Here is a 20,415-nt window from a genome sequence, read left to right on the forward strand (position 1 = left end):
GAATGTCCCACCCTGGTGTCAGGCACCAAGGTCGGACATTCCTTGATCTGGCGCAAAGAATGTCCTAGTCCAGTGCCTGACACCAGGGTTGGACATTTGTTGAGGAAGATCAAACGGGTTAAGTGAGGGGTGTTTCGCGGGGAGATCGGGGCTTTGTTCTGGGAAAACGTGGGGATAATGGGATGTCGCCATTTGCGCCTTTTCAAGGATATTCCCATGCTGAACGAACGCGAAATCGAGAGCTGCTATCTGGGCCAGTTCATCCCCCTGCATTACCATCACAATATGCTGATGGATCAGAACCGCATGCATAGCTTTAAGTCGGCGATCGACTATGCGGTGCGGCCGGGAGCGAAGGTGCTGGAGCTGGGCGGCGGCACGGGCGTGTTGTCCTGTTTTGCGGCGGCCAAGGCGGACAAGGTGTATTGCGTCGAGTTCAATCCGGATATGGTGCGCGAGGCGCGCAAATTCCTCGCCATGAATCCGAATGGAGCGAAGGTCGAGGTCATCCACGCCGATGCCTTCGAATATCTGCCGCCGGAGCCGGTCGACGTCGTGATCTGCGAAATGATCCACGTCGCCATGCTGCGCGAAAAGCAGGTCGAGGTGATCGAGGCCTTCAAGAAGCGCTATACGGAACGTTTCGGCGGCCCGCTGCCGGTCTTCCTGCCCGAGGCGGTGCTGATGGCGGTGCAGCCGCTGCAGCAGGAATACGATTTCGAGGGCTTTTACGCGCCCATCATCCAGTTCCAGGAAACCGGCGTCGTGCATTCGGGCACGGTGGAGCTGGCCCAGCCGGCCGTCTACAGCTTGATCGACTTCACCCAGACCAATGAATTGAGCTATAACTGGGAGGGCAAGTTCGTCGCCAGCCGCGACGGCAAGCTGAACGCCATGCGCTTTATCACGAAGAATGTGCTGGCCGTGGTGCAGGAACGTTCCGCCACCATCGATTGGCTCAACCATTACATGACCTTGCCGCTGGCCGAGCCGGTAGCGGTGCGCGAGGGTGATGTGTTGAAGGTGAGTTTCGCTTACCGTGCCGGTGGTCCAATTTCTTCGCTGCAAAACTCCTTGAAGGCCGAAGTGGCGTACGAGGCTGTCCTGCAGGCTTCGTCCATTCCGGCCTACGCCTAACCGGCATCCGCCCGCCGGAGGGCGGCGTCCGCCGTCCTCCCTCCGTTTATCCCCCGTTTTTGACCTTTGGTCGCGTTTTTCTGCCAATCATCGCAGCGCGATTGTTCCCAGCTGCAACACCAACTACAGTAAACTTGTCGAAACAAAAACTCTTCGGAGACTTGTGATGCTGAGTTTTATGCTGTGGTTGCTGCTGCTCCTGCTGTGCTGGCCCCTGGCCTTGCTGGCTTTACTCCTGTATCCGCTGGTATGGCTTATCCTGCTGCCTTTCCGCCTGATCGGCATCGGCGTGGATGCCGTGTTCGAGCTGCTGCGCGCGATCGTGCTGCTGCCTGCCCGCGTGCTGGGCGGCGGTCCACGCCGTTAAACCTATTTAGATTGATTGCAATGCATTTTCCGATCCGCCTGCTGACTCCCTTCATTCTCGGCCTGCCTTTACTGTTAAGCGGCTGCCAGTCCACCATGCAGCGCATCGCCGACTGCAAGGCCGGCGACTGGCGCGTGATCGGCGAGAAGGATGGCGCGGCCGGCGAAAAGGCCGAGTACGCCGAGCGTAAGCAGTTCTGCGAAAGCTATGACAGCAAGGCGGCGGGCGCCGATCCGGCGGCGGCGTACACCGCCGGCTGGGCGCAGGGCAACTGGGACTTCTGGTTTGCCCGCGGCGCTACTGACGGCCGCGCCGCCAAGACCATTTCCAGCTACGACCAGCACCTCGTCAGCGAAGAGGTGCGCAAGAAGGAAACGCCGCCCGGCAAGCCGGCTTACGAGGTGGGCTGGATGCAGGGGAATACCGATTATTGGAACGGCATCGGCAAGCGCAAGGGCGCCGAAGGCTTGCCGCTCAGCGTCAAGGAGGAAAGCCGGGGCCAGGCCGAGGCCATGCACATCCGCTTCGACGAGGCCGGCTTCACGACCGGCTGGCAGGCCGGCAACCACACCTTCTGGTCGGACGCCGGCTTCTCCGACGCCCGCAGCGGCGTGCCGGATCGCGAACTGGCCGTGCGTGCCGCCAAGGCCAAGGCGGCTGGCGTGCTGGTCAGGGAAGATGCCTACCGCTCGGCCTGGAACGCCGAAATCGTCAACTACTGGAAGAATCTAGGCACACAGGACGCCACCTCAGGCAAGGACTTCGCCATGCGCAGGACCGAGGCCAATCAGCGCGGCCTGAAAGTGCTGGAAAGCGAATACCGCCAGGCGTGGGAAAAGCGCCTCGCCGAATACTGGACCCAGGCTGGCCATGACGATGGCTACGGCAAGCCCTTCATGCTGGACCAGCGCATGGCCAACGCCCCGCGCGACGGCGTGTTCGTGATCGCCCGCACGCGCGAGCTGTACATCCAGGCCTGGCAGGCGCGCAATGCCCAGTACTGCAACCCGGACAACGCCTTCGACTTCGGCCGCCGTGGCGAGCCGATGGCCATCGACGTCTGCGCCGCGCCGATCCAGAACCAATTGAAGCGCGCCCTGGTCAGCGGCCGCGATTACGAAGTGGCGGCAGCGCGCTACAACGAAGCCGTCTCGCGCGCCGACGACCTGGCCCACCGCCTGCATGACGGACGCAAGCGTCTGGACCGGCTGGGACGCGAAATCCGCTCCGAGCAAGAGCGCAAAGACCGTCCGAACAACGAAGAAACCGCCAAGCAGGACCGCCGTCGCGAACGCGAACGGCGCGACCTGCTCGACTACCTCTCCGATACCGACCAGCACCTGCACGAGGCCAACCGCCGTGCCGACCGTCACCGCCGCGAAATGGAAGGCCTGCGCCGCGACATCTACCTCAACTGAGTTTGCGCCAGATCAAAAAATGTCCCACCCTGGTGTCAGGCACCAGAGGTGGACATTCTTTGATTTTTCTCAAAAAATGTCCTACTCCAGTGCCTGACACCAGGGTGGACATTTTTTGAGGCAGATCAAAGGCGGGGGCGGTTAGGCGCTGAGGGCGAGGCGGGAGGGTCCGGGGAGGGCGCGGCCGGCGGCGCTGGCATCCAAACGGAAGACGCCAACCAGCTCGGATAGGCTGCGTGCCTGCTCTTGCATGCTTTGCGCGGCGGCGGCGGCTTGTTCGACCAGGGCGGCGTTCTGCTGGGTGACGTCGTCCATTTCGACGATGGCTTGGTTGATCTGCTCCAGGCCGGCACTTTGTTCTTTGCTGGCGTGGGTGATCTCGCCGATGATGGAGGTCACGCGTTCGACGCTGTTGACCACTTCGTCCATCGTGTGGCCGGCTTGGCTGACCAGTTGGGCACCGGCATCGACCTGTTCCACCGAGTTGCCGATCAGGGTCTTGATTTCCTTGGCGGCGGCGGCCGAGCGCTGCGCCAGGTTGCGCACTTCGGAGGCCACGACGGCAAAGCCGCGCCCTTGTTCGCCGGCACGCGCCGCTTCGACGGCGGCGTTCAGGGCCAGGATATTGGTCTGGAAGGCGATGCCGTCGATGACGGCGATGATGTCCACGATCTTGCGCGAGGATTCGTTGATCGCGCCCATGGTGTCGACCACCTGCGCCACCACGCTCTTGCCGCGCTGCGCCACTTCGGAGGCCGATTGCGCCAGCTCGTTGCTCTGCGTGGCGTTGGCCGCGTTCAGTTTCACAGTGCCGGTCAGCTCTTCCATCGAGGAGGCGGTTTCTTCCAGCGCCGAGGCCTGGCGCTCGGTGCGCGAGGACAGGTCGTGGTTGCCGGTGGCGATTTCCTGCGAGGCCGTGACCATGGTGTCGGTGCCGCTGCGCACCTGGCGCACGATGCGTCCCAGGCTGTCGTTCATATCGCGCAGGGCGGCCAGCAACTGGCCGGTTTCATTGCTGGAGTTGACCTCGATCCGCGCCGAGAGGTCGCCGTCGGCCACGCGCCGTGCCAGGCCGACCGCGTCGTTGAGCGGGCGGGTGATGCTGCCGCTGGCCAGCCAGCCGATCAGGATGGTGACGCCGACGGCCACGGCGGCAATGGTCAGCATCTGGACGCGCGCGGCGGCAAAGGCTTCCTTGGTGGTCTTGGATTCCTCGACCATCTTGCCTTCCTGCAGATCGCCCATCTCGTCGAGGTACTGGTTGTATTTTTTCTCCGATTCGGTGATCGGCCCGTTCAAGAGCTTGCGCGCGTCGTCGAGTTTGAGTTCGCCGATCAGGCGCAGCAGGTTTTGCTGGTTCGCCACGTCCACCGAGCGCGCCGCCGTGATGTTGTTGAAGATCTCGCGCGCCTTGGGCACGTTGATCGCCTTGTCGAACTTGTCGAGCATGTCCTTGTTCTTGGCGCGCAGGGCATTCATGGCGTCCGTGGCCTGCTTGACGCCGTTTTCATCCGCGGCCAGCAGGGCGTTGCGCATATGCTTGTGGATCATGATCACGTTTTGCTGGATCTGATTGGCAAGATTGATCTTGTAATAGCGGTCGTCCAGCATATTGTTCATGCGATCGGCTGCCTGCGACATTTGCAGCAGCGCGATGATGACGATGGCAGCCAGCAGTGCGACAACCAGGCCGAAGGACAAGCCCAAACGCGCACCAATATTCATGTTTGCTAACTTCATTCCAGCTCTCCCTTGATGTGCCGGCCTTGTTGTGCGAACAAGTCCCCGCACTGGACAGGCTGTTGTGAACGACGAAGCTTCTGTGCCTCGAATCAATATACGCCGAGGCCAAAAACGCTTGCAAGCAAAAAGGCGGATGCACGCTGTTTACGTGACGGCGATGCGACGCCGGCGTGGCAAGAAAGTCCTTGCTGCCGGGCTTGAAATCTTGCATGGCCTCCCATACTTCAGTTCTCCATTACTGTTAGAATCAACGCTGCTTCCCTCTATGTGAAGCATCGTTCAAGGAGATTTGTGATGACCCGCAAGACACCTATTGAGCGTTACCGCAACATCGGCATCAGCGCCCACATCGATGCTGGCAAAACCACGACCACCGAGCGCATCCTGTTCTACACTGGCGTAAATCACAAGATTGGCGAAGTGCATAACGGTGCGGCCACGATGGACTGGATGGAGCAGGAACAGGAACGGGGCATCACCATCACCTCCGCCGCCACCACCGCCTTCTGGAAAGGCATGGCGGGCAATTATCCCGAGCACCGCATCAACATCATCGATACGCCCGGCCACGTCGATTTCACCATCGAGGTCGAGCGCTCCATGCGCGTGCTGGACGGCGCCGTGATGGTGTACGACTCGGTGGGCGGCGTGCAACCGCAATCGGAAACCGTCTGGCGCCAGGCCAATAAGTACAAGGTGCCGCGCATCGCCTTCGTCAACAAGATGGACCGCGTCGGCGCGGACTTCTTCCGTGTGCAGCAGCAGCTGCGCGACCGTCTGAAAGGCGTGGCGGTGCCGATCCAGATTCCCCTCGGCGCGGAAGACAACTTCCATGGCGTGATCGATCTGGTGAAGATGCGCGCCATCAGCTGGGACGATGCCAGCCAGGGCGTGAAGTTCAGCTACGAGGACATTCCTGCCAACCTGAAAGAGCTGGCGCAGAAGTGGCACGACCATATGGTGGAGGCGGCCGCCGAAGCCACGCCCGAGCTGACCGAGAAGTATCTGAATGGCGAGGCGCTGACGGAAGAGGAAATCAAGTCGGCGCTGCGCCTGCGCACGATCCGCAATGAGATTGTGCCGATGCTGGCGGGCAGCGCCTTCAAGAACCGCGGCGTGCAAGCCATGCTGGACGCGGTGATCGACTATCTGCCGTCGCCGGTGGATGTGCCGGCCATTGCCGGCCACGATGAGGACGACAATGAGATCGAACGCCATCCGGCCGACGACGAGCCGTTCTCCGCGCTCGCCTTCAAGATCATGAGCGATCCTTTCGTGGGCCAGTTGACCTTCTTCCGCGTGTATTCCGGCGTGGTGAATTCGGGTGACACCGTGTACAACCCGACCAAGCAGCAGCGCGAACGCCTGGGCCGCATCTTGCAGATGCACGCCAACGAGCGCAAGGAGATCAAGGAGGTGTATGCGGGCGATATCGCCGCCGCCGTGGGCCTGAAGTCGATGACCACCGGCGACACGCTGAGCTCTCCCGAGCATGTGATCGTGCTGGAAAAGATGATCTTCCCCGAGCCCGTGATTTCGCAGGCGGTGGAGCCGAAGACCAAGGCCGACCAGGAAAAGATGGGCATGGCCCTGAATCGCCTGGCGCAGGAAGATCCTTCCTTCCGCGTGCATACGGACGAGGAATCGGGCCAGACCATCATGTCGGGTATGGGCGAGCTGCATCTGGAGATCCTGGTGGACCGCATGCGCCGCGAGTTCGGCGTGGAAGCGACCGTGGGCAAGCCGCAGGTGGCTTACCGCGAGACCGTGCACAAGGCCGTGTCGGACGTTGAGGGCAAGTTCATCAAGCAGTCCGGCGGCAAGGGCCAGTACGGCCATGTGGTGCTCAAGCTGGAGCCGGCGGAAGCGGGCAAGGGCTATGAGTTCGTGGATGCGATCAAGGGCGGCGTGGTGCCGCGCGAGTTCATTCCGGCGGTGGACAAGGGCATCCAGGAGACCTTGCAGGCGGGCGTGCTGGCCGGCTATCCGGTGGTCGACGTGCGCGTCACGCTGACGTTCGGCTCCTACCACGACGTGGACTCGAACGAGAACGCCTTCCGCATGGCCGGCTCGATCGCGTTCAAGGAGGCGATGCGCAAGGCCGATCCGCAGCTGCTGGAGCCGATGATGCACGTCGAGGTGGAAACGCCCGAGGAATTCATGGGCAATGTGATGGGCGACCTGACATCGCGGCGCGGCATGGTGCAGGGCATGGACGAGATTCCGGGCGGTGGCGGCAAGCAGATCAAGGCGCTGGTGCCGCTGGCCGAGATGTTCGGCTACTCAACCACCTTGCGCTCGCTGACCCAGGGCCGGGCCACCTACACCATGGAGTTCCAGCACTATGGCGTGGTACCGCGCCATATCCTGGACCAGGTGGCGACGGCGCGCAGCAGCAAGCATTAAGCTGGCGTCACGCCGGCAAGCCCCATGCGCCAGCTTTAACGCTTGAGCATGGCGGCAAATTCCTCGGCGGGGACAGGGCGTCCGTATAGATAGCCCTGTCCCTGTTCGCAGCGCAGCAGTTTCAGCAGCTTGGCTTCCTCTTCCGATTCGATGCCTTCGGCCACCACCTTAAGGTCGAGCGTGTGGGCCAGCGAAACGATGGTGTTGACCAGGCCCATATAGCCGGCGTCCTGCGTCATCTTCATGACGAAGGAGCGGTCCACCTTCAGCACATCGACCGGCAGCGAAACCAGGTAGGCCAGGGAGGAATAGCCGGTGCCGAAATCGTCGATGGCAATCGGAACGTCCAGGCGGCGGATGCGGTGCAAAATCTCAGCCACGCGGCGGTGGTCCGACACCAGGCTGCTTTCGGTGATCTCGATCGACAAGGGATGGTGGCGCGCGCCCGCCGTCTCCAGCGCATGCTGGATATCGGCCAGCAAGGAGTCGCAGCGGAACTGGGCCGGCGCCACATTGACGGCGATCTGCGGCGGCTTCAGCCCGGCATCATGCCAGCCGCGCCAGTCTTCCATGGCGCGCTGCATGACTTGGCGGCCGGCGGCGATCACCAGGCCGCTGCGCTCCAGCAGCGGCACGAATTCGGCCGGCGGCACCAGGCCGCGCTGCGGGTGGCGCCAGCGTATCAGCGCCTCGGCGCCGGCCAGGCGTCCCGTCTTCAAATCGATCTTGGGCTGGTAGTAGTTGATGAATTCCTTGCGTTCGATGGCGTCGCGCAATTCCGATTCAAGGCTGATCTGGCGCGTGGTCTGGCCCAATTCCTCGCGGTTGTAGACGCCGAAGCGCAGTTCGCGGTCGCGCGCGCTGGCCAACGCGTCCCAGGCCTTCACCAGCAGGGTGTCGGCATTCACGCCGTCTGCCGGCAGCGAGGCCGCGCCGACATTGATGGTGCACCAGATTTTGTGCTGCTCGACCTGGTAGGCGCCCTGCAGTAGCGGCACGATGGTTTCGTGCACGAAATTTTCCGGCGAATCTTCCAGCGTGGCCGGCAGAAACAGCGCGAAGCGGCCGATGCCCACATGGGACAGCAGCATGCGTTCGTTGACGGCGGCGCGCAGGCGCTGCGCGATCACGCGCATCAGGCCGATCGCGGCGGCATTGCCGTAGGCCGAGCTGAGATCGTCGAAGCGGTTGATATTCACCAGCAGCACCGTGCCGGACATATTCGATGCGGCCAGCGCGGCGATCTGCTCTTCGAACTGCAGGCGGCTGGGCAGGCCGGAAAGGGCGTTGGTGCGCGCCAGCTTGTGCAGCTCCTGGGCGTTGATCAGGCGTTCCAGGCCGAAGCTCAGTTCCGTGCCCAGTTCGCCCGCCCGTTCGCGGTAAAAACTGTCGAAGAAATCGGCGCGCTGGGAGTAGATCGAGATCACGCCCCAGCAGCGCTCGTTGACGAAGAGCGGAATCGCCATGCAGGAAGCGATATTGCGGCGGCGGCAGGCCTGGTTCATCTCATGCGAAATCTGCATCTTGCCGTTGGTCACGGCCTGCGTGGCCGCATCGACGGCAAACCAGTCCGCCGGTGGACCGGCCTGGTTGCAGTGCGCCGGCCAGACCTGTTCGCTGCCGTCGCTGGCGGCCGAGGTGAACATGGACAAGGCGCCGCTGATGGGATCGGCGCAGGCGATATCGACCAGATCGATGCCTTGCTGGGTTGAGGCCACGCGGCATGCGTCCAGGCACAGGGTTTCCAGGTGGCGGGCGCGGGAAATGATGGCCGTCAGGCGCGACAACAGGACATAGAAGTTGTCATGGCGGATCAGGGTGCGTTCCTTCTCCACCTCATTGGTCATCTCGATGGCGGAACCGCCGAGGAAAGGCTCGCCGTCGACGTCGATGGGGAATTTATGCACCAGCCAATGGCGCGCGCCATCTTCCGAAGTTTCCATGGTCTTGATGACTTCGCCGTGATCGAGTACGGCGCGGTCTTGCTCGGCCAGGCTGCGGCTGATGTCTTCCGGCCAGAAATGGCTGTCGTCCTTGCCCAGTAGACCGGGCTGCTCCACGCCCAGCAAGCCGTGCAGGGCGGCATTGCCCATCACGTAGCTGCCGCGCCTATCCTTGATCCACAGCGGGGAAGGGGAGTGCTCGGCAAAACCCTGCAGAAAACCCTCGGCGCGCGCCAGGCGGCGGCGCAGCACATTGTGGCCGGCCGCCACCCGCGCCAGATCGAACAGCGCCTGGCGCTGGGCCGGCTCCAGCCCGTCCGGCATGGCGGCGTGCAAGGCCTCCTCATCGGCCAGCACGGCGAAGGCAATGGGCTTGCCGCAAATGAATGCGGCGAGCCGTGACAGCTCGTCAGCCGTACCGGCCTTGCGCGGCAGATGGTCTTCGCGGTCAAACAGGACAGCTGTTGGCGGATGGCTCATATGCTGTATATGGCCGCAGCGGCGCGTTATTCAAACAGTTTTAGTTTCAGCTGTATCGAAAAAGCCCCGTGCAGTCTTTCTTTATAGGTGGGAATGATCGCAAAGTTGACGCCGACGCGCTGGTACTCCAGGCTGACGACGGGGATGGCGGCCAGGAACCAGCCGCCGTCGCGCATCTTGGGATAGCCGTTGAAGCCGCCGATGACGCCGCCGATGCGCAGCGGTCCCCATTTGATGGGCTGGTAGTAGATGCCGGCATAGTTCGACATCTGGCGGTCGCTGTTGTGGAAGCGGCCAGCCGTTACCGCCGCCACAGTGGAAAAACGGTATTCGGCGCCGAGGCCGGGATTGGTGTTGTCCAGATTCTTGTCGCTCTGGAAGTGCCAGGAGTAAAAGCCGGGATTGATCCACAGCTCGTTCAAAGGCTTGGATTCGACCATCTCGAACGGGTCGGCCAGGGCAGACAACGGCAACTGCGCCAGCACGGCCGCGCAGAGCAGGGGGACAGCACGTTTCATCCAGCAATTCCTTATTTTTTATCGGTTTGGCAGCTTTGCAATTATAGCCAATACCACCGCGCAAATACTTAGCAAATGCATAAAATGCAGACTACAATTCGTCTTCGCGGTTTTTCTGGAGTGCTGGCAGTGCGCAGTTTGATGGTTGGAGCGATGTTTGTCGCATGCAATTTGCAAGTTATTGGGGCGACGGCAGCGCCGGCGCAGGTCGATGCAGCCCTGTTCGGCAGCGGCCAGGTCGAGGCCATGGTCTCCGAAGCCCACGGTTTAACGGCCCAGGGCCGCTTTCAGGAAGCGGCCAGCCGGCTGGAGCAGGCGCGCCAACTGGCGCCCCAGGCTTCCGGCCCGCTCTCGGCGCTGGCCCACACCATCTACACCGCCTCGCTCGACGCCGATAGCGCCGACGTGCCCAGGCTGCGCGCCCAGGCCGAGAGCTTTGCGCGCGCCGCGCTGGCACGCTTCGGCGGCGACCCGCTGGCCCAGGAAATCCTGCGCCGCCTTGCTGGCGAGCGCGACAAGACAGCCTACCGGCCAAAACCCGAGGCAGCCCAGGCCTTTATGCAAGGCGAGGTGCTGTTCCACGCCCGCAAAATGGACGAGGCGCGCGCCAAGTACCGCGAAGCCCAGCGCGCCGATCCGGGCTTCGCCGACGCTTGGTTGATGGAAGGCGACGCTTACTTTATCGAGAAAAACTGGGCGGCTTCCGAACTGCTGTTCCGCAAAGCCGCCGAAACCGATCCCCTGCATCCGCAAGCCTGGCGCTTCCTGGCCGACGCCTTGGTCCACCTCGGCGACCGCCAAGGCGTGGAAGCAGCGTTGTACATGGCGCTGGAAGCGACGCCCAACCAGCGCCAGAGCTGGGACAGGCTGGCCATGCTGTTTTCGCGCAGCGACCGTCCGCTGGTCCCGCTGCGCATGGCGCGCGGCGCCAGCGTGGACTTCGACGACAAGACCGGAAAAAGCGAAGTCACCATGGCCAGCGAGTTTTCGCGCACCACGCCCGGCAGCGATATCGACCACGCCACCTGGCTGGCCTATGCCTTCAAGCGCGTGAATATGCTGGCCGCAGCCCACAAGGCAGGCGGCAAGCCGCGTCCCTTCGCGCTGGAACTGGCCAGCTGGAAGGCTGCGCTGGCGACTGCCGAAAACGGCGATGGCGGGGACGAGGCCAAACGCCTGACGCGTCCCGATCTGCGTCGGTTGCAAGCCATCCATGAAGCAGGCCAGCTGGAAGCGGCCATCTTCGTGCTGATGTTCAGCGAAGCCTACCGCCCCGAATTCGAAGCCTGGAAAACCGCCAACCCCGGCGCCATGCGCCGTTTCATCGAGCAATTCCGGCTCATGCCAATGCCGCCTTGAAGTCGCGCCGCTACCCCAGCCTCCAGACCCAGCTCCATGTGCTGGCGGGCCAGGACCATGCCACGGTCTTCCCCGATATGATTACCAAGGCTCTAGAGTGGGCCGTGGCTGGCCGCGGTAGCCGCTGACACGCAACGTTCAGAGTGGTGGCAGCACCAGGCGCGCCACCTCCATGATTTCCGGCAGGGGCTGGACGGACGGCAGCGTGCCGCCGTGCACCAGCATATTGTCCGCATAACCATTGAGCAGGGCGACCAGCTGGCGCGCGGCCCGCGCGGGGTGGGCGCAAGTCCATTCGCCTTCCTCCACGCCTTGCCGGATGATTTTTTCGAGCACCGTTTCCCAATGGCGGGCGCCCTGATGGAAGGTGGCCGCCAATTCCGGCTCGCGCAGGGCTTCAACCCAGGCGCCCATCCACATCGACCAATCCCGGTCGTTTTCCTTCGGTAGATAGTGTCGCAGGAAGCTTTTCAGGGCTTTGGGGGCGCGCTGGCCCGCGTACAGCGCTTCGGTTTCCGCGACCTGTTCAGCCACGAAGCGCTCGAAGGCTTCGCGCCGCAGGCTTTTCCAGTCAGGGAAGTAATGGTAGACGTGGCTGCGCGACAGGCCCGCATGGTCGGCCAGGTCGCGCGTGGAAACGCTGGCGAAGCCATTGGCCTTGAACAGCTCCATGGCGGCGGCGAGGATTTGTTCGCGCCGTTCGGCGCCGTTGGCAGGGGGCATGCGCTAAATCCTTGATTTCAAAAGGCATCAGTTTGTAACAGCGCTTGTTGTTGAGCACTCGCTCAAACATAATACTTGAGCGACTGCTCAAATACAAGGAAGCAGGCAAATCAAGGAAGAGAAATATGAAGTTGTCTAACGATGCATCGTCCGGCCTGGGCCAGCAATCAGCCGGAGAAACCCTGAAAGCCATCGCGCGCGCGCATGCGGGCAAGCTGCTCGGCACGTTTTCCCTCGTCGGCGCGGAGAACGCGCTGCTGCTGGCCTATCCGGTATTCGCCGGCTACGCGGTGGATGCGATTATTGCCGGCAATGCGCCCAGCGCCTTGCTGTATGCTCTGGTGGTGCTGGCTTTCTGGGTGGTGGGGGCGATGCGGCGCGCGGTCGACACCCGCACTTTCACCCATATCTATACCCGGCTGGCCGTGCCGGTCATTATCAATCAGCGCGAACAGCAGCACAGCACGTCCACCGTCGCCGCCCGCGTGGTATTGGCGCGCCAGTTCGTCGATTTCTTCGAGCAGCAGTTGCCGGTGCTGGCGACGGCCGTGGCTTCGATTTTTGGCGCGGCCGTGATGCTGATGATGATCCAGCCATGGGTAGGGGCGGCCTGCCTGGCGTCGCTGCTGCTGTGCGTTCTACTGCTGCCGGGCTTCGCCAAGCGCAACCAGCAGCTGCATGAACGCATCAATAACCGGCTCGAACACGAAATCCGGCTGGTGGACAGGGCGGGGCCGCCGATGCTGATGCGCCACTACGGCTTGCTGGCCAAGCTGCGCATCCACCTGTCCGACCGCGAGGCCGGGGCGTATCTGATCATCGGCAGCGTGGCAGCCCTGCTGTTCGTGCTGGCCATCTGGCAGTTGGTGAGCACGCCGGACGTAAGCGCTGGCCATGTGTACGCGGTGATGACCTATCTGTGGACCTTCGTCGGCAGCCTCGATGACGCCCCGAGTCTGACCGACCAGCTGGCCCGCCTGCGCGACATCGGCCAGCGCGTCGATCCCGGCCTGGACAAGCAAGACAGGGAAGCGTAACGGGGATTCCGCGCAGCCCGGGGACTCAGGGCGCCTTTAGCTGCGCCAGATAGCCAAGCATGGCCAGTTTCGCCTGGCGCGCCACGGTCCGCACGTCGGGAGCCGGGGCGGCGCCCGCGTAAGCGCGGATATGGGCATGGGCGAACAGGCCGTAGGCAATGGTATGGCAGGTGCGCGCCGCCTCGTCGAGTTCCGCGCCAGGCGGCAGGGCGTCGCTGGAGCGGGCGAGGGCGCTGGCCCATTCGCTTACAAAACGTTCATACATCCTGGCATAAGCATCAGGATCGCTGACCTGGCGCTCCAGCGCGTAGTGGGCGCCCCATTCCAGCGGGTGGCACGCATGGGCATCAGCCAATGCGTGCAGGATCGTGTGGACGATCTGGACCATGGTCTGGCCAGCTTGCGCGGCCACCGCGCCGTGCATGGCCGCCAACAGCGTCTTGGAGCGCAGATGCACGGAGACGCGCGCCAGATCGTCCTTGTTGGCGAAGTATTCGTAGAAGCTGCCCAGACCCGTACCCGCGACATCCACTATTTCCCTGATAGTCAAGGCCTCGAAGCCGCGTTCGGGCAAAAGCCGAACAAAGGCGTGCTGCAGAGCGAGGGAAGTCTGACGCGCGCGCGATTGCTGCGGCCTTCTGCGCACAGTGGCTGGCGTTGCGGGAAGCTGCTGTTTCATGCGAGGAAATCCGAACAAGGTTGACGAACAAGCTTCTTAAAATAATAACCGTAAAACCCGCGTCCTCAAACGGAAACCACCATGGAAAACTTACTGGCTTTTGCTCATCAAGTCTTCGAATCCCAGCCATTCAGCCGGTTTATCGGCGCCAAGCTCACTGAGGCCGGCGCCGACCACGCCGAGCTGAGCTTGCCGGTCGCCAGCCACCACAAGCAGCAACACGGCTTCGTGCACGGCGGCGCGGTGAGCTACCTGGCCGATAACGCCATCACCTTTGCCGGCGGCCTTGCGCTGGGCGGCAACGCGCTGACGTCGGAATTCAAGATCAACTACCTCAAGCCGGCCAAGGGCCAGCAGCTCGTGGCGCGCGCCAAGGCGCGCAGCGCGGGCAAGCGCCAAGCCGTGTGCCAGTGCGAGATTTACGCGCTGGACGAGGGCGAGGAAACCCTTTGCGCCCTGGCCCAAGGCACGGTGGTGTCGGCGGCTTGAGAGCCGCGTCTTTTCTAGTCTGGAGAAGTAATGAAACACGAAACGCAAGTGCAAACCTTGCAGACCTTGCTCGCCTTGCGCGAAGTGGGACGCGACCAGGAAATGCTGGGCAAGGTGGTGAAGCTGCCGGTGACTATCTATACCGATCCCGCCGTCCTGGAGCAGGAAATGGCGACGGTGTTCCGCAACTATCCCATGGTGGCGGGCCATGCCTCCCATGTGCGCGAGCCGGGCGACTATCTGCTCAGCGACTGGGACAAGCGGCCCTTCGTGGTGGTGCGCGACAAGGAGGGCGTGCTGCGCGCTTTCCTCAACACTTGCCGCCACCGCGGCGCGCGTCTGGTGTCGGGCAAGGAAGAGCAGCTCAAGAATTTCGTTTGCCCCTTCCACGGCTGGGTTTATGGCCTGGACGGCGCGCTGCGTTCGATTTCACGCGCCCACAACTTCCCCGGCGTCGATTGCGAGACCATGGGTTTGGTGGAGCTGCCGGTGCGCGAGCATGGCGGCTTGGTCTGGGTGCATCCCACGCCGGGCGCAAAGATCGATATCGCCGAGTGCCTGGGACCGTTGGCCGAAGACTTCGAATGCTTCAAGGTCGATGAGCTGGTGCCCTACCGGAAAAACAAGGTGGTGCGCAAGGCAAACTGGAAGATGCTGATCAAGACCTATCTGGAAGGCTACCATGTGCCGTATCTGCACAAGGACACGCTGGTCCGCAATTTCAAGAAAGGCGTGATCGCCCACATGGAACACGGCCAGCATATCCGCCTGTCCGCCGCGCGCAGCAATGTGCTCGACGCCCGGCAGGCCGACAGCAAAGACTGGAAGATTCTCGATTACGCCTCGGTGTATTACTCGCTCTTCCCGCAAGCCTTCTTCATCATGCATCCGGACTATGTGTCGATTAACAGCTTCTACCCCGAAGCGCCCGACCGCACCATCTGGACCCATGAAATGCTCTACCGTCGCGAGGCATTTGTAGGCGAAGAGGGCCAGGCGGCACTGGCCAAGCGCTTTGATTACACCAACGACGCCGTCTTCGACGCCGAGGACTTCGCCGTCGCTGAAGATGTGCAGATTGGCTTGCTCAATGGCGCCAACGAGTACCACACACTGGGCCTGGAGGAGGGCTTGCTCGCGATTTTCCAGCAGAATGTGGAGCGCGCCATGGCTAAGCCGGGGCGGTCAACTGGCGGGCATATTCGCCCGGTGGCTTGCCCACCAGGGCGGTAAAATCATTGATGAAATGGGCCTGATCGAAGTAGCCCAGGTCGAGCGCCAGCTGCGCCAGCCGCGGTGGCGCGTCCGATTGCAGCTGAGCCACCGCCTCGTGCATGCGGTAGCGCTTGATGACCCATTTCGGTCCCACGCCCACATAGTGCTGGAACAGGCGCTGCAAGGCGCGTTTGTTCAGGCCCGATGCCGCAACCAGGGCATCGACCGTGGTCATGCTGGCGTCGGCGGCGATGGTCGCCACCAGCCGGTTGGCCAGGTCCGTGTTGGCGTCCGGCGGCGGCAGGCGCTCCAATAGGAAAGCTGCGGCGGCCGGCATCATGGCATCGGCGCTGGCGCAAGCGCGTATCCGGGCAACGTAGGCCGTTCCAGCCTCGCCAAACACGCTATCCGGCGTCACGCGCCGGTCGGCGATGGTGGCCAGCGGCGCGCGCAGGAAGGGCTGGAATCCGCCTGGCCGGAACTTGATGCCGAAGGCGAAGCCTTGCCCCTCCAGCATGCGGCTGTAGCGCGCCGTATGCACGCCAAAGACGCCATCGCCGTCCTTTTCCACCACCAGATGCACGCTGGGATGCGGCAGTGTTTCCTGCGCCTGCGGCGGATGGCCCTGCATATCCCAGGCCACATGCCAGTAATGCTCCACCAGCCCGGCCAGCGCCGCGCAGGGCGCCTGCCGCTGGTGGCTGAACTGGCCCACTTCGAAGCGCGGCACCAGGATGCCGCGCGGCTGGTCCGGCTCTTGTCGCGTTTTTCCAATCATGGGGGGCTGCTCATCCTGTCTACTATGGACCGAGGCAGCGATCTTACAGGAGCTTGAACGTGAAACCCATCTTTTCGATTTTTCTTATCTTGGCCGCGCAAGCGGCATACGCGGGAGGCGGCACTATGCAGATTCAGGGCGATTTCGATGTGAAACTGACGCCGCAAACGTCGGCCGATTCCCCGCCGTGGGGGCGGCAGCGCATTGAAAAAACCTTCCATGGTCCGTTGGCCGGCAGCAGCATTGGGGAAATGCTGGCCGTGCGCACGGAAGTGAAAGGTTCGGCGGGCTATGTGGCGCTGGAGCAGGTGAGCGCCACGCTGGCAGGGCGCAAGGGGACTTTTTTCCTCCAGCATTCTGGCCTGATGGATCACGGCGCGCCGACGCTGACCGTCAGCGTCGTGCCGGATTCGGCGACCGGCGAGCTGAAAGGCCTGAAGGGAACGATGATCATCCAGATCGAGGGCGGCAAGCATTCCTACGGCTTCAGCTACAGCCTGCCCTGATCCGTGACGGGTGCGCTTAGCCGCGCGGGCGCTGGCGGTGGAAGACCAGCGGGCTGTATGGAATGGCCGATGGCGGCGGCGAATTCAGGATGCCCGTCTTCATCGCGCCCACCACATGCATTTCGCAGGGCTTACAGTCGAAACGCAGCGTATAGCGCTCGTTGCCGCTGACCAGCGTCATCGGCTCCGCGCGCACCTGGCCCTGGACGCCTTGCACGCCCTTGGCCTGCTTCGGGCACAGGTTGAAGGAGAAGCGCAGGCAGTGCTTGGTGATCATCAGCGACACTTCGCCCGGCTCTTCATGCGCTTCGTAAGCCGCGTCGATCAGTTGCACGCCATGCTTGTGATAGAAGGCGCGCGCCTTGTCGTTGTAGACATTGGCCAGATAGCTGAGCTGCGTTTCCGGATAAGCCGCAGGCGGTTCTTCCGCGGGTTTACGCTCGGGACGCAGCCAGGCCGCCACGCGCGCCGCTTCATGCGCTTCGATCGCTTCGCGGCGCAGCGCATTGATAGCCGAGGAAGGCACAAACCAGGGGCGCGACAAGGCCAGTTCCACCTGGCGCGCCTCGAACATGGTGTTGCCCAGTTTGCCCAGGCTGGCGCGCAGGGCCGCGTCGGCCTGTTCCGCCTGCTGCGCAGGCTGGAATTCGATCAGTGCTTCGGTCGAGCTGGCGATGCCGTCCTCGTCGCAGATGCTCAGACACAGGCCGCCGGCGCATTCGCTCAGCGTCAGATCCAGCGCGACCTTGCGTTCGGACGATTTCTTGTTCAGCGCCGCTTCCCACTGGTGGTCGCGGTTGCGGTGGATTACGGTGCCGACTTTCAGGCCGGCCAGGGTGCTCAGCACCTCGTTGGGGAAGACGCGCCAGCGCTGGCCGTCCTCCTCCTCGCCGAGTTTTTGCACGGTATTGGCTTGAATGCCCACCGTGGTGCGCTTGTTCATATAGTTCAGGCCATCGCCGTTCGCCATCGGCGCGTTGGCGACGAGGTCGAAATGGTCGCCGCCGATGCGGCTCACCGTCCCCAGTTCCACGCCCACATACTTGGGCGAATCGAAGGCGCCGATGTCCACCAGGCGGCCCTGGGCGAAATAATCGGTATGGCCGCGGTGGAAGTTCTTGTCCACGTCGGGCGTGAACAGCACCTTGGTCTGGCCGCTCGAAGCGCGCGCCAGCTCGGGGCGGCGCTCCAGGATCTCGTCCAGCAGCAGGCGGTAATGGGCGGTGATGTTCTTCACATAGCCCATGTCCTTGTAGCGGCCCTCGATCTTGAAGGAGCGGATGCCGGCATCGACCAGCGCTTCCAGATTGCGGCTCTGGTCATTGTCCTTCATCGACAGCAGGTGCTTTTCATACGCCACCACGCGGCCTTGGCCGTCGGACAGGGTATAGGGCAGGCGGCAGGCCTGCGAGCAGTCGCCGCGGTTGGCGCTGCGGCCGGTGTCGGCATGCGAGATATAGCATTGGCCGGAGAAGGCCACGCACAGCGCGCCGTGGATGAAGTATTCCAGCGGCGTGTCGACTTCCGCGCGGATTTTGCGGATTTGCTCGATGGTCAGCTCGCGCGCCAGCACCAGCTGGGAGAAGCCCACATTGCCGAGGAAGCGCGCTTTTTCCGCGGTGCGGATATCGCACTGGGTACTGGCGTGCATCTGGATCGGCGGCAGGTCCAGCTCCAGCAGGCCCATGTCCTGGATGATGAGGGCGTCGACGCCTGCTTCATACAGTTGCCAGATCTGCTTGCGCGCCGTTTCCAGCTCGGCGTCGTGCATGATGGTGTTCATGGTCACGAAAATGCGGGCGTGGTAGCGGTGGGCGAATTGCGTCAGCGCGGCGATATCCTCCAGCGGATTGCTGGCGTTATGGCGCGCGCCAAAGGCGGGGCCGCCGATATAGACGGCATCGGCGCCATGCAAAATGGCCTCGCGGCCGATTTCAGCGGTTTTGGCGGGGGACAGCAGTTCGAGCTGGTGACTGAGCAGCGACATGGCAACTTCCTGGCGAAACGGAGGCGAAAATTATAACGGGAACCAGGGTCGAATGACAGAGCTACGTCCTTGGCCTGTTCATTGTTCGGCATGCAAACATGCCGTTGGATCAAGCTGCGGTGCTGGAGGCGTAAACGCGGCGAGGCCTGAAAGAATTCCTGTTGTACTTTTTGCTTGATCATCCATAACCTATGGGTTATAGTTTTACGCATAACTTGTTGGTTATGGAATCAAATGACTACTTCTTCTCATGATGCGCTCTTCAAAGCATTGTCCGACCCCACACGGCGGGCCATCTTCGAAACGCTATGTTCGGGCGGCGAACAGACTGTGGGCGGGCTGACCGCGCAATTCCACATCTCGCAGCCGGCCGTGTCCAAGCACCTCGCGGTGCTGAAGCAGGCCGGCCTGGCACTCGACCGCCATGAGGGACGCCAAACCCATTACAGCGCGCAGTTGCAGGCGCTGTCTCCGCTGCTGGACTGGACCCACCAGATGAAGCGTTTCTGGGAAAGCCGGTTCGATGATCTTGAAGACCTACTGAAAAGGATGGACCAATGAACGACACCGCACTCCAACTCCGCACCGTTGTGGTTGAACGCGAATTCCCTTATCCGGCAGAGAAGCTGTGGCGCGCGCTGACCCAACCGCACCTGATCGAAGCCTGGTTGATGAAAAGCGATTTTCAACCGCGCGCGGGCCACCATTTCAAATTCAGCGCCGACTGGGGCTCGGTCGATTGCGAAGTGATGGAAATTGAGCTGCACAAAACGCTGTCCTACACCTGGGCGGCCCATGGGCTGGAAAGCGTCGTCACCTGGACGCTGGAGCCGACGCCGGGCGGCACCCAGCTGCGCATGGAGCAAGCGGGCTTCCGCACGGATCAAGAACAGGCCTATCAAGGCGCGAAAATGGGCTGGAAACGCTTCTTCGATACTCTGGAAGGCGTGTTGGTCAAGGAGTCCGCACCATGAGCGCGGCCATGAAAAGGACGCTGGCGCGCTGGGTGCACATCCTGCTGGGCGTTCCGGTGATTGGCTATGTGTATACTCCTTTCGAAGCGCTTCCGGGCTTTGCGCACCTGGTGCGCTACATCTATCTGCCGGCGCTCGTGCTGGCGGGGCTGTGGATGTGGAAGGGGCATGCCATCAAACGCATTCTGACCGGGAGAACGGCATGAAGAAAGCGGATGCAGAAGCGGGCACGCCAGCCTCGCTCCAGATCGACCAGAAGTTCGCCGGCCTGGGCGACTGGCGCGGCGCGGCCCTGAGCCGGATGCGCGCGCTGATCCATGAAGCCTTGCCCGATGTGGTGGAAGAGGTGAAATGGATGGGAACCCCGGTGTGGTCGCATAACGGCATCGTCTGCACCGGCGAAAGCTATAAGGCCTGGGTCAAGCTGACCTTCCTGAAAGGCGCGTCGCTGGACGATCCGGCCGGCCTGTTCAATTCCAGCCTGGACGGCAACGCGCGCCGGGCCATCGATATCCGTGAAGGCGAAGAAGTCGATGCGAAAGCGTTCAAGGCTTTGATTAAAGCCGCAGCCGCGTTCAACGCCGACGCTAAGGCGCAGAAACGCCGCCCGAAGGCGGCGGCGTAAAGAGCCGCCGGCTGGTGCCGGCGGCATGCCT

Annotated in this window: 21 protein-coding genes; 14 read left to right on the forward strand and 7 right to left on the reverse strand. The window is 62.6% G+C overall.

What is annotated here, in order from left to right; genetic code table 11:
- The first annotated feature begins 216 nt into the window (after nt 1–216).
- The 3 genes from FHS03_RS25890 to FHS03_RS25900 all read left to right on the forward strand — a co-directional run bounded on the left by FHS03_RS25890 (nt 217) and on the right by FHS03_RS25900 (nt 2,922).
- A complete protein-coding gene (locus FHS03_RS25890) occupies nt 217–1,137 on the forward strand; it encodes a class I SAM-dependent methyltransferase (protein WP_183443787.1) in 921 nt (306 codons plus the stop codon).
- Nucleotides 1,138–1,303: 166 nt separating this feature from the next.
- Complete coding sequence (locus FHS03_RS25895; RefSeq protein WP_183443788.1) at nt 1,304–1,504, forward strand: hypothetical protein; 201 nt, start codon at nt 1,304–1,306, stop codon at nt 1,502–1,504.
- A gap of 20 nt (nt 1,505–1,524) precedes the next feature.
- A complete protein-coding gene (locus FHS03_RS25900) occupies nt 1,525–2,922 on the forward strand; it encodes a DUF2799 domain-containing protein (RefSeq protein ID WP_183443789.1) in 1,398 nt (465 codons plus the stop codon).
- A 141-nt stretch (nt 2,923–3,063) separates the two neighbouring features.
- Here FHS03_RS25900 and FHS03_RS25905 read toward each other — a convergent pair whose 3' ends face one another.
- Nucleotides 3,064–4,662 (reverse strand): methyl-accepting chemotaxis protein, encoded by a 1,599-nt coding sequence (locus FHS03_RS25905; RefSeq protein ID WP_221208264.1) that lies wholly within the window; start codon nt 4,660–4,662, stop codon nt 3,064–3,066.
- Between the two features lie 297 nt (nt 4,663–4,959).
- On the opposite strand from FHS03_RS25905, the gene fusA reads away from it, so the two are divergent.
- Entirely contained in the window at nt 4,960–7,071 is a 2,112-nt protein-coding gene (gene fusA / locus FHS03_RS25910) for an elongation factor G (protein ID WP_183443790.1), read from the forward strand.
- A 35-nt stretch (nt 7,072–7,106) separates the two neighbouring features.
- On the opposite strand, the gene FHS03_RS25915 is transcribed toward fusA, so the two are convergent.
- Both FHS03_RS25915 and FHS03_RS25920 read right to left on the reverse strand, forming a co-directional pair.
- Complete coding sequence (locus tag FHS03_RS25915; RefSeq protein WP_183443791.1) at nt 7,107–9,494, reverse strand: EAL domain-containing protein; 2,388 nt, start codon at nt 9,492–9,494, stop codon at nt 7,107–7,109.
- A gap of 26 nt (nt 9,495–9,520) precedes the next feature.
- The gene (locus FHS03_RS25920; RefSeq protein ID WP_183443792.1) at nt 9,521–10,012 is read right to left on the reverse strand and encodes a hypothetical protein; all 492 of its coding nucleotides are present in this window, start codon (nt 10,010–10,012) and stop codon (nt 9,521–9,523) included.
- Between the two features lie 171 nt (nt 10,013–10,183).
- On the opposite strand from FHS03_RS25920, the gene FHS03_RS25925 reads away from it, so the two are divergent.
- Both FHS03_RS25925 and FHS03_RS28480 read left to right on the forward strand, forming a co-directional pair.
- Complete coding sequence (locus tag FHS03_RS25925; RefSeq protein WP_183443793.1) at nt 10,184–11,371, forward strand: tetratricopeptide repeat protein; 1,188 nt, start codon at nt 10,184–10,186, stop codon at nt 11,369–11,371.
- The gene (locus tag FHS03_RS28480; RefSeq protein ID WP_260110743.1) at nt 11,368–11,499 is read left to right on the forward strand and encodes a hypothetical protein; all 132 of its coding nucleotides are present in this window, start codon (nt 11,368–11,370) and stop codon (nt 11,497–11,499) included. Before FHS03_RS25925 ends, FHS03_RS28480 begins: the two co-directional genes overlap by 4 nt.
- Before the next feature lie 10 nt (nt 11,500–11,509).
- Here FHS03_RS28480 and FHS03_RS25930 read toward each other — a convergent pair whose 3' ends face one another.
- Nucleotides 11,510–12,094 carry a TetR/AcrR family transcriptional regulator gene (locus FHS03_RS25930; RefSeq protein ID WP_183443794.1) on the reverse strand — a complete coding sequence of 195 codons (585 nt, stop codon included), beginning with the start codon at nt 12,092–12,094 and terminating at the stop codon, nt 11,510–11,512.
- A 125-nt stretch (nt 12,095–12,219) separates the two neighbouring features.
- On the opposite strand from FHS03_RS25930, the gene FHS03_RS25935 reads away from it, so the two are divergent.
- Nucleotides 12,220–13,131 (forward strand): ABC transporter six-transmembrane domain-containing protein, encoded by a 912-nt coding sequence (locus tag FHS03_RS25935; RefSeq protein WP_183443795.1) that lies wholly within the window; start codon nt 12,220–12,222, stop codon nt 13,129–13,131.
- Between the two features lie 25 nt (nt 13,132–13,156).
- On the opposite strand, the gene FHS03_RS25940 is transcribed toward FHS03_RS25935, so the two are convergent.
- Nucleotides 13,157–13,810 (reverse strand): TetR/AcrR family transcriptional regulator, encoded by a 654-nt coding sequence (locus FHS03_RS25940; protein ID WP_183443796.1) that lies wholly within the window; start codon nt 13,808–13,810, stop codon nt 13,157–13,159.
- 81 nt (nt 13,811–13,891) lie between these two features.
- Here FHS03_RS25940 and FHS03_RS25945 point away from each other — a divergent pair, with 81 nt between their 5' ends.
- Nucleotides 13,892–14,299, forward strand: a complete 408-nt coding sequence (locus tag FHS03_RS25945) for a PaaI family thioesterase (protein ID WP_183443797.1) — start codon at nt 13,892–13,894, stop codon at nt 14,297–14,299.
- Between the two features lie 30 nt (nt 14,300–14,329).
- Nucleotides 14,330–15,532 carry an aromatic ring-hydroxylating oxygenase subunit alpha gene (locus tag FHS03_RS25950; protein WP_183443798.1) on the forward strand — a complete coding sequence of 401 codons (1,203 nt, stop codon included), beginning with the start codon at nt 14,330–14,332 and terminating at the stop codon, nt 15,530–15,532.
- Here the strand turns inward: FHS03_RS25950 and FHS03_RS25955 are convergent.
- Nucleotides 15,471–16,292 carry a helix-turn-helix domain-containing protein gene (locus FHS03_RS25955; protein ID WP_183443799.1) on the reverse strand — a complete coding sequence of 274 codons (822 nt, stop codon included), beginning with the start codon at nt 16,290–16,292 and terminating at the stop codon, nt 15,471–15,473. The two genes, FHS03_RS25950 and FHS03_RS25955, sit on opposite strands and share 62 nt — an antisense overlap.
- Before the next feature lie 59 nt (nt 16,293–16,351).
- On the opposite strand from FHS03_RS25955, the gene FHS03_RS25960 reads away from it, so the two are divergent.
- A complete protein-coding gene (locus tag FHS03_RS25960; protein WP_371871777.1) occupies nt 16,352–16,798 on the forward strand; it encodes a DUF3224 domain-containing protein in 447 nt (148 codons plus the stop codon).
- A 16-nt stretch (nt 16,799–16,814) separates the two neighbouring features.
- Here FHS03_RS25960 and FHS03_RS25965 read toward each other — a convergent pair whose 3' ends face one another.
- Entirely contained in the window at nt 16,815–18,785 is a 1,971-nt protein-coding gene (locus FHS03_RS25965; protein ID WP_183443800.1) for a peptidase U32 family protein, read from the reverse strand.
- A 234-nt stretch (nt 18,786–19,019) separates the two neighbouring features.
- Between FHS03_RS25965 and FHS03_RS25970 the strand changes: the two genes are divergently transcribed.
- From FHS03_RS25970 to FHS03_RS25985, 4 genes are read left to right on the forward strand one after another with little or no spacing between them, the layout of a single operon-like run.
- Nucleotides 19,020–19,346: an ArsR/SmtB family transcription factor gene (locus tag FHS03_RS25970; protein ID WP_183443801.1), complete on the forward strand. Its 327-nt coding sequence runs from the start codon at nt 19,020–19,022 to the stop codon at nt 19,344–19,346.
- Nucleotides 19,343–19,759 carry an SRPBCC family protein gene (locus FHS03_RS25975; protein ID WP_183443802.1) on the forward strand — a complete coding sequence of 139 codons (417 nt, stop codon included), beginning with the start codon at nt 19,343–19,345 and terminating at the stop codon, nt 19,757–19,759. The genes FHS03_RS25970 and FHS03_RS25975 overlap by 4 nt, the downstream gene beginning before the upstream one ends.
- Nucleotides 19,756–19,965 carry a hypothetical protein gene (locus FHS03_RS25980; RefSeq protein ID WP_050407744.1) on the forward strand — a complete coding sequence of 70 codons (210 nt, stop codon included), beginning with the start codon at nt 19,756–19,758 and terminating at the stop codon, nt 19,963–19,965. The genes FHS03_RS25975 and FHS03_RS25980 overlap by 4 nt, the downstream gene beginning before the upstream one ends.
- Nucleotides 19,962–20,384, forward strand: a complete 423-nt coding sequence (locus FHS03_RS25985; RefSeq protein ID WP_183443803.1) for a DUF1801 domain-containing protein — start codon at nt 19,962–19,964, stop codon at nt 20,382–20,384. Before FHS03_RS25980 ends, FHS03_RS25985 begins: the two co-directional genes overlap by 4 nt.
- Nucleotides 20,385–20,415: the final 31 nt, after the last annotated feature.

Origin of the sequence: Pseudoduganella violacea (assembly GCF_014191875.1) — a bacterium.
Classification (GTDB): domain Bacteria; phylum Pseudomonadota; class Gammaproteobacteria; order Burkholderiales; family Burkholderiaceae_D; genus Rugamonas; species Rugamonas violacea_A.